Origin of the sequence: Bradyrhizobium australafricanum (genome assembly GCF_020329495.1) — a bacterium.
In the GTDB taxonomy this organism is placed as follows: Bacteria; Pseudomonadota; Alphaproteobacteria; order Rhizobiales; family Xanthobacteraceae; genus Bradyrhizobium; species Bradyrhizobium australafricanum.
In genome coordinates, this window is sequence record NZ_JAGKJL010000136.1 from 1 (window position 1) to 7,361 (window position 7,361).

General features: G+C 64.9%; 10 protein-coding genes. 2 read left to right on the forward strand and 8 right to left on the reverse strand.

The window, feature by feature from the left end; translation table 11 throughout:
- Positions 1–277, forward strand: a 277-nt coding sequence (locus J6525_RS45505; protein ID WP_225647175.1) for a transposase, incomplete at its 5' end; no start/stop codon positions are given.
- A gap of 121 nt (positions 278–398) precedes the next feature.
- On the opposite strand, the gene J6525_RS45510 is transcribed toward J6525_RS45505, so the two are convergent.
- From J6525_RS45510 to J6525_RS45520, 3 genes are all read right to left on the reverse strand, one after another.
- Positions 399–1,118, reverse strand: coding sequence for a ribonuclease activity regulator RraA (locus tag J6525_RS45510; protein ID WP_225649509.1), 720 nt, complete (start codon positions 1,116–1,118; stop codon positions 399–401).
- A 101-nt stretch (positions 1,119–1,219) separates the two neighbouring features.
- Positions 1,220–2,959, reverse strand: a complete 1,740-nt coding sequence (gene araD, locus J6525_RS45515; protein ID WP_225649510.1) for an L-arabinonate dehydratase — start codon at positions 2,957–2,959, stop codon at positions 1,220–1,222.
- 175 nt (positions 2,960–3,134) lie between these two features.
- Positions 3,135–3,767 carry a response regulator transcription factor gene (locus tag J6525_RS45520; protein ID WP_018269422.1) on the reverse strand — a complete coding sequence of 211 codons (633 nt, stop codon included), beginning with the start codon at positions 3,765–3,767 and terminating at the stop codon, positions 3,135–3,137.
- 155 nt (positions 3,768–3,922) lie between these two features.
- Here J6525_RS45520 and J6525_RS45525 point away from each other — a divergent pair, with 155 nt between their 5' ends.
- The gene (locus tag J6525_RS45525) at positions 3,923–4,231 is read left to right on the forward strand and encodes a hypothetical protein (protein WP_225649511.1); all 309 of its coding nucleotides are present in this window, start codon (positions 3,923–3,925) and stop codon (positions 4,229–4,231) included.
- A gap of 139 nt (positions 4,232–4,370) precedes the next feature.
- Here J6525_RS45525 and J6525_RS45530 read toward each other — a convergent pair whose 3' ends face one another.
- The 5 genes from J6525_RS45530 to J6525_RS45550 form a co-directional block, all read right to left on the reverse strand.
- Positions 4,371–4,688: a hypothetical protein gene (locus J6525_RS45530; RefSeq protein WP_028338017.1), complete on the reverse strand. Its 318-nt coding sequence runs from the start codon at positions 4,686–4,688 to the stop codon at positions 4,371–4,373.
- A 3-nt stretch (positions 4,689–4,691) separates the two neighbouring features.
- Positions 4,692–5,549 carry a CheR family methyltransferase gene (locus tag J6525_RS45535; RefSeq protein WP_225649512.1) on the reverse strand — a complete coding sequence of 286 codons (858 nt, stop codon included), beginning with the start codon at positions 5,547–5,549 and terminating at the stop codon, positions 4,692–4,694.
- Positions 5,550–5,586: 37 nt separating this feature from the next.
- Complete coding sequence (locus tag J6525_RS45540) at positions 5,587–5,976, reverse strand: response regulator (protein WP_018269419.1); 390 nt, start codon at positions 5,974–5,976, stop codon at positions 5,587–5,589.
- Between the two features lie 43 nt (positions 5,977–6,019).
- Positions 6,020–6,493 carry a chemotaxis protein CheW gene (locus tag J6525_RS45545; RefSeq protein ID WP_225649513.1) on the reverse strand — a complete coding sequence of 158 codons (474 nt, stop codon included), beginning with the start codon at positions 6,491–6,493 and terminating at the stop codon, positions 6,020–6,022.
- A 22-nt stretch (positions 6,494–6,515) separates the two neighbouring features.
- Positions 6,516–7,361, reverse strand: an 846-nt coding sequence (locus J6525_RS45550) for a response regulator (RefSeq protein WP_225649514.1), incomplete at its 5' end; no start/stop codon positions are given.

Sequence of the window (7,361 nt, forward strand, 5' to 3'; positions counted from 1 at the left end):
CTTATCCGCCGAAGTCGTCATGGCCGACGCCGCCTATGACGCCGATCACTTGCGCCAAGCCATCGCCGCCAAAGGCGCGCTCGCCGTCATTCCCAACAATCCGTCGCGCGCGCTCAAATACCCTCTCGATAAGCATCTCTATGCCCAGCGTCATCTCGTCGAATGCTGCTTCTCAAAGCTCAAGCAGTTCCGACGCGTCGCAACCCGCTTCGAAAAGACGGCACGGAACTATCGCGCCGTCGTCACTCTCGCTGCCATTGTTCTATGGATGCGCTAATGTCCACACCACCTAGTGCTTCGCAGGGACGACAGCGGAATGCGTGGCGGTGGTTATCAACGACGACGACGGCGGAATGTATGGCGATCGCTTATCAAGAACGACGGCGGAGGATGAGTTGCTACCGCCCCTTCGCTCTCCGCCACGCCGCGAAATCCTTCAGCGTCTGTTCGTCGGTCGCAGGATAGAGCCCGAAGATGCCGCGGCCGCTCTGGACCTGCTCGGTGACGAAATCCTCGAACGCGGTCATCTCGAACGCCTCATTGGCTATCTCGTCGGCGAGATGCGCCGGGATTACGATGACGCCGTCGCTGTCGCCAAGGATGACGTCGCCGGGAAACACCGGCGCATCGCCGCAGCCGATCGGAACGTTGATCTCGATCGCCTGATGCAGCGTGAGGTTGGTCGGCGCGCTCGGGCGATGATGAAAGGCCGGGAAGCCGAGCCGCGCGATCTCGGCCGAATCCCGGAAGCCGCCGTCGGTGACGACGCCGGCGCAGCCACGCTTCATCAGCCGCGTCACCAGGATCGCGCCGGCCGATGCCGCGCGCGCATCCTTGCGGCTGTCCATCACCAGCACCGCGCCCACGGGGCACTCCTCGATCGCCTTGCGCTGCGGATGCGTGCGATCGCGGAACACCTCGATCGTGTTGAGGTCCTCGCGCGCCGGCATGTAGCGCAGCGTGAAGGCCTCGCCGACCATGGTCGGCTGATCCGGACCGAGGGGATGAACATCCTGGATCATCTGGATGCGCAAGCCGCGCTTGAACAGCGCGGTCGCGACCGTCGCGGTGGAGACGGATTTCAGCTTGTTGCGGGTGGTGTCGCTGAGTTTTGACATGATGCTTTGTCCCCGGCTGTCATTCCGGGGCACGCGAAGCGTGAACCCGGAATCTCGAGGTTCCGGGTTCGCTTCGCGCCCCGGAACGACCGTGTGATGAACTAATAAATCGACGGCTCGCCAACCGGCTTGCCAAAGCCGGTCTCGAGGAAATCGAAGTCGCAGCCCTCATTGGCCTGCTTGATGTGCTTCGAGAACATCCAGCCGTACCCGCGCTCGAAGCGCGGCTCCGGCGGCGTCCATTCGGCGCGGCGCCTGGCCAGCTCGGCCTCCGGCACATCAAGATTGATGGTGCGCGCGGCGACGTCGAGCGTGATGCGGTCGCCGTCCTTCACCAGCGCCAGCGGGCCGCCGATATAGGATTCCGGCGAGACGTGCAGGATGCAGGCGCCGTAGCTGGTGCCGCTCATCCGCGCGTCCGACAGCCGCACCATGTCGCGCACGCCCTGCTTCACGAGCTTGGTCGGGATCGGCAGCATGCCCCATTCCGGCATGCCCGGCCCGCCCTGCGGGCCGGCATTGCGCAGGATCAGCACGTGATCGGCCGTGACGTCGAGATCGGGATCATCGACCGCCTTCTTCATCGACGGATAGTCGTCGAACACCAGCGCAGGCCCGGTGTGCTTGAGGAAGCGCGGATCGCAGGCGCTTGGCTTGATGACGCAGCCATCGGGCGCGAGATTGCCCTTCAACACCGCGAGCGCGCCCTCCTTGTAGATCGGGTTGTCGACGGTGCGGATCACGTCGTCATTGTGGACCTCGGCGCCATCGATGTTCTCGCCGAGGGTCTTGCCTGACACGGTCATGCAGTCGAGATGCAGATGCTGCCTGATCCGGTTCATCAAACCGGGCAGCCCGCCGGCATAGAAGAAATCCTCCATCAGATAGAGGTCGCCGCTCGGCCGCACATTGGCGATCACAGGCACCTTGCGGCTCGCTTTCTCGAAATCGTCGAGCGAAATGTCCTGGCCGGCGCGGCGCGCCTGCGCGATGAGGTGAATAATGGCGTTGGTCGAGCAGCCCATCGCCATCGCGACCGTGATCGCGTTCTCGAAGGCCTTGCGGGTCTGGATCTTCTGCGGCGTGAGATCCTCCCACACCATCTCGACGATGCGGCGGCCGGCTTCCGAGCTCATGCGGATGTGGTTGGCGTCGGCCGCGGGGATCGACGAGGCGCCCGGCAGCGTCATGCCGATGGCTTCGGCGATCGCCGTCATCGTCGAGGCCGTGCCCATGGTCATGCAGGTGCCGTAGCTGCGGGCGATGCCGGCCTCCATGTCGACCCAGTCCCTGTCGGAGATCTTGCCGGCGCGGCGCTCGTCCCAGTATTTCCAGGCGTCCGAGCCGGAGCCCAGCGTGCGGCCCTTCCAGTTGCCGCGCAGCATCGGTCCCGCGGGCAGGTAGATCGCCGGCAGGTTCATGCTGGTGGCCCCGAGCAGCAGGCCGGGCGTGGTCTTGTCGCAGCCGCCCATCAGCACCACGCCGTCGACCGGATGGCCGCGCAGCAGTTCCTCGGCATCCATCGCCAGCATGTTGCGGTAGAGCATCGTGGTCGGCTTCAACAGCGATTCCGACAGCGACAGCGCCGGCAGCTCGAGCGGAAAGCCGCCGGCCATCAGCACGCCGCGCTTGACGTCGTCGACCCGGCTCTTGAAATGCATGTGGCAGGGCTGCGCATCCGACCAGGTGTTGATGATCGCGATCACCGGCCGGTCGCGCCACTCCTCCGGCGCGTAACCCATCTGCATCGCCCGCGATCTGTGGCCGAAGGCGCGCAAATCGTCGGGCGCAAACCAGCGCGCGCTGCGCAATTGATCCGAGGTCTTGTTCTTCTTCGTCATCGCCATGTGTCTCGACATTGCTCGCACGCGCGCGGTCCCGGCACGCTTGCCCTGCGTCAGGCATACACTCGATTTTCAGACATGTCGTCCCGCCCCCGGCGCAGACGTGCCGTTCGCTGAACGTGCGCCGCACAGGCTCCGCAATGTGGCGATCGGAACGTAAACCGGCCCTGGCTTACTTTTGCTGCGCCGTCATCACGATGCGGACCAGATCGGCGGCGTTGCGCGCGCCGAGCTTCTTCATGATGTTGGCGCGGTGATCCTCGATCGTGCGCGGACTGATCCCGAGATGGCGCCCGGCTTCCTTGTTGGAGGCGCCCGCGGTGAACTGCTCGAGCACCTCGCGCTCGCGGCGAGTCAGCGGCTCGCGACCCGGGAAATGCAGCGCGGCGATCCGCGACGCCGAGGTCTCGGCCTGGCGCCTGGTGTAGGCGTCGATCGCCTCGTTCAGACGGCTCACGATCTCATTGCCGCGGAACGGCTTCTCGATGAAGTCGAGCGCGCCGTTCTTGATGGCGCTGACCGCCATCGCGATGTCACCCTGACCGGAGATCATGAAGATCGGCGCCGGATAATCCTCGCCATGCAGCTCCCTCAGGATATCGAGGCCGGATTTGCCGGGAATATGCACGTCGAGCAGGATGCAGGCTGGCGTCCTGCTGCGCGCCACCGCGAGCAACGCCGCGCCGTCCGCGAAGCAGATCACCTTGTAACCAGCGGTCGACAGGACCACTGAAAGCGTCTCGCGAACGGCAGGATCGTCGTCGACTACAAAGATTTCCCCGCGCGGAGCGCCATTTTCAACCATATGCATCGTCCATCAGTGGTGAAGCGTGCTGCCCTGACCGCACAAGAACTAACTCGACCATCTCGATCAATGGACCCGTATTTGTACGGGACGTCCGCTTAACGCACAAGTAGCACCGCGTTCCCTAAAAGTGGGGGGGCAGTGGAGAAACATGCATGGAAAATGCAGCGTCGGACCGCTTTGCAGCGCGCTTGGACGAGGGCCATGATCCCTACGGTCTGATCGTGAAGGACCTGGTCGCGCTGATTGGCCATGTCCAGGCGAGCCTGCGGCTGATCGAAGCGGCGATTGCGCGCGAGGCCTTGCTGGCCGCGCGGCAGGCCGACGCCGACACCGTCGTTCTCGACGACGTTACCCCGCGCTATCTCACAGCATCTACCGCCCTGAAGGCATGCGATGCCGGCCTCGGCGCGGCGCTCGACCGCCTGCGCGATTCCGGGGCAACAGCGCGTCTGCTGAACTGACCCGCCGCCACCGACAGGTTCGGCCCAATCACCTCGATCGTCCCGACGACGCCCAACCCATCAGGCGGCGATCTGTTCCACGCATCGTCCGGATTGGCCGCGGGCCTTGCCCGCCCGGTCGGATCAGTCCCTCTTGACGTCAGGCCCTGGCCCGCTCTTCGTCCGCGGACGATCGCCGTTTGCTCGGCTTGCCCTTGAGGAAACTGACGTCCATTTCGGTGCCGTTGACGCGGACCAGTTCGCAACGGCGATAGGCAAGTCCGGTCGAGGACAGCAAGAGGAAAAACTCCTTCAGGTTGAGCCCCTGAATGGAACCTTCGACGGTCAGCGAGGCATCGGTGTCGGAGATGGCATTGAGCTGGCAGTCGCGCCGCCAGGTGCCGTCGATGGCCATGATGCAGACATCGACACCCCGGCTGAAGGTGACCCGCTCAATGGATTTGCCGTCCTCGGTCATCGCTCAATATCCGACCGCCATGGCAGGCTTCGGCATGGAGAGCCCGCCCCGCACCCCGCTCGGCCGGTACAGACCGCGCCGCTCGGGAATCGGCTTGAACGTGTCGGTCAGGCCGACCACGGTTTCGGCGGCGCCCAGCACGAGGAAGCCGTCGGCCTCCATCAACCGGGCGAGACGGTTGAAGATGCTGATCTTGGTGTCCTGATCGAAATAGATCAGCACGTTGCGGCAGAAGATCACGTCGAACGTGCCGAGCTGGGAGAAATCGTGCAGCAGATTGAGCTGGCGGTGCTGGACCATCGCGCGCAACTCGGGATTGACCTGCCAGAACTCACCCGACTGCTTGAAGTACTTGACCAGCATCTGGATCGGCAGTCCGCGCTGCACCTCGAACTGGCTGTAGATGCCGGCCTTCGACTTCTCCAGCACCTCCTGCGACAGATCGGTCGCGATGATCTCGACGCGCCATCCGGCAAGCGCCGTGCCCATTTCTTTCAGGCACATCGCCAGCGAATAGGGCTCCTGGCCGGTCGAGCCGGCGGCGCACCAGATCCGGACGCTGCGGCGCGCGGCGCGTGCCTTCAGCACCTCCGGCATGATTGTGTCGCGGAAGTGCTCGAACGGCACCTTGTCGCGGAAGAAGAACGTCTCGTTGGTGGTCATGGCTTCGACCACCTGGACGGTGTGCGTGGACGAGCCCGCCTTGATCTTGGCGACCAGGTCGGGGATGCCGGACAGGCCGCTTTTGCGCGCCAGCGGCAGCAGGCGGCTCTCGATCAGATATTGCTTGTCCGCGGACAGATCGAGACCGGACTGGTCCTTCAGGAGCTTACGCAGATACTCGTAGTCGGGGGGCGTCACGGGAGCCTCACAAGGGACTGAATGGTGAAACTGGGTGTCAGGCTTCGGCCGACGCGTCGAGCGCCAGCAGGCCCACTTCCTGGAATTTCGCGATCACGATGTCCTTGTCGAACGGCTTCATGATGTATTCGTTGGCGCCGGCATGCAGCGCCCGTGAGATGTGGTCGATGCCGTTCTCGGTGGTGCAGAACACGACCTTGGGCTGATCGCCGCCGGGCATGCGGCGGAGTTGCACGAGGAATTCGAAGCCGTCCATCACGGGCATGTTCCAGTCGAGCAGCACGGCATCCGGCAGCGCGCGCTTGCAGGCTTCGAGCGCGACCGCGCCGTCCTCGGCCTCGATGACCGTGAACTCCATTCCTTCGAGGATGCGGCGCGCGATCTTTCGCACCACGCCGGAATCGTCGACGACGAGACATGTCTTCATGTGTTGGCCTCCTTGTGGAATCCACCGTCTCCGCGGTGGAGTGTTACGCTGCAGCAGCTGTTTTGGGCACCAGTTCGAGCACGCGATCGACATCGAGGACGACCATGAGCTGGCCGTCGAGGCGGTGGACGCCGCCGGCGAGCTTGGCCATGCGGGGATCGAGGTTGACCGGATTGTCCTCGCGGCTGCTTTCGGAGAGCCGCAGCACCTCGCCGATCTGGTCGATCAACAGACCATAGGATTCGCCGCGCTGGTCGACGCCGACCGCCATCGGCGGCTGGCCGTCATCGGCCTTCGGCAGCCCGAGCCGGGCGCGCATGTCGACCACGGTGACGATGCGGCCGCGCAGATTGAGCACGCCGGCGATCTCGCTGGAGGCCAGCGGCACCCGCGTCAGCCGCTCCGGCATGAACACGTCCTGCACCCGCGAGATCGGCAGCCCGAACAGCTGCCCGCCGATCACGGCGGTGACGTATTCGGCCATCGCGCCTTCGCTTGTCTCGGTCTTGCTGGTCATCAATCCTTGTCCTTATCCCGTGTCAGGCCGCCCGGCGCAGTTCGGCGGTCTGCTCTTTCAGCGCCGCGATCAGCCCGGGACGGTCAAACTTGGCGACATAGTCGTGGAAGCCGGCCTGCCGGCCGCGCTCGATCGCCGCCGGCGACACCATCGCCGACAGCGCGATGATCGGCAGCTGGTTCAGGTTGTGGTCGCTTCGGATGTTCTCGGCGAACTCAAAGCCGTTCATCTCGGGCATCTCGATGTCGGTCAGCACGACGTCGAAGCTCTGTCCCGAACGCAGCGCGGCGAGGCCTTCCTGCGCGCCGCCCGCGGTCCTGACCTTGTAGCCGGCGGCCTTCAAGACCGGCGCCAGCATGTTGCGGAAGAACGCTGAGTCGTCGACCAGCAGCACCGACTGCGCCGAGGCCGACGGCCGCATCTCCTTGCGCGAGAACCAGTCGGCGAACGCCATCGGCAGGAAGTGGCCGACGTCGATCACCTCGGTGGCCTGGCCCTTGATCACCGCCGAGCCCAAAATGCCGTCCTGCGAGCCCGCGACCTCGATGTTGAGCCGCTCCTCGACGATGTCGATGATCTCGTCGACCACGAACCCCATCGAGCGGCCGTCGTCGGCGAACACCAGGATCGGCTGCGCGCCCTGGCTCTGCACCTCGACGCCGGCCATCTGCACCAGCGGCATCAGCTGCTCGCGGTACTGCACCATGTAGCGGCCGTTCGAGAGCTCGATCTTGTCGGTTGCGATCTCCTCCAGCCGGGTGACGAGGCCGAGCGGCACCGCCTTGGGCTGCGAGGAGCCGGCGCGGAACACCAGCAGCGAGGTCAGCTGCTCGCCGCTCGCCGCATGGGCGTTCGCATTGTCGTCGGC

Excerpts from the sequence above, each read along its gene's own strand:
- J6525_RS45530 (WP_028338017.1), bottom strand. The coding sequence starts at position 4,688 with ATGACCGAGGACGGCAAATCCATTGAGCGGGTCACCTTCAGCCGGGGT.
- araD (WP_225649510.1), bottom strand. The coding sequence starts at position 2,959 with ATGACGAAGAAGAACAAGACCTCGGATCAATTGCGCAGCGCGCGCTGG.
- J6525_RS45520 (WP_018269422.1), bottom strand. The coding sequence starts at position 3,767 with ATGGTTGAAAATGGCGCTCCGCGCGGGGAAATCTTTGTAGTCGACGAC.
- J6525_RS45545 (WP_225649513.1), bottom strand. The coding sequence starts at position 6,493 with ATGACCAGCAAGACCGAGACAAGCGAAGGCGCGATGGCCGAATACGTC.
- J6525_RS45525 (WP_225649511.1), top strand. The coding sequence starts at position 3,923 with ATGGAAAATGCAGCGTCGGACCGCTTTGCAGCGCGCTTGGACGAGGGC.
- J6525_RS45510 (WP_225649509.1), bottom strand. The coding sequence starts at position 1,118 with ATGTCAAAACTCAGCGACACCACCCGCAACAAGCTGAAATCCGTCTCC.
- J6525_RS45540 (WP_018269419.1), bottom strand. The coding sequence starts at position 5,976 with ATGAAGACATGTCTCGTCGTCGACGATTCCGGCGTGGTGCGAAAGATC.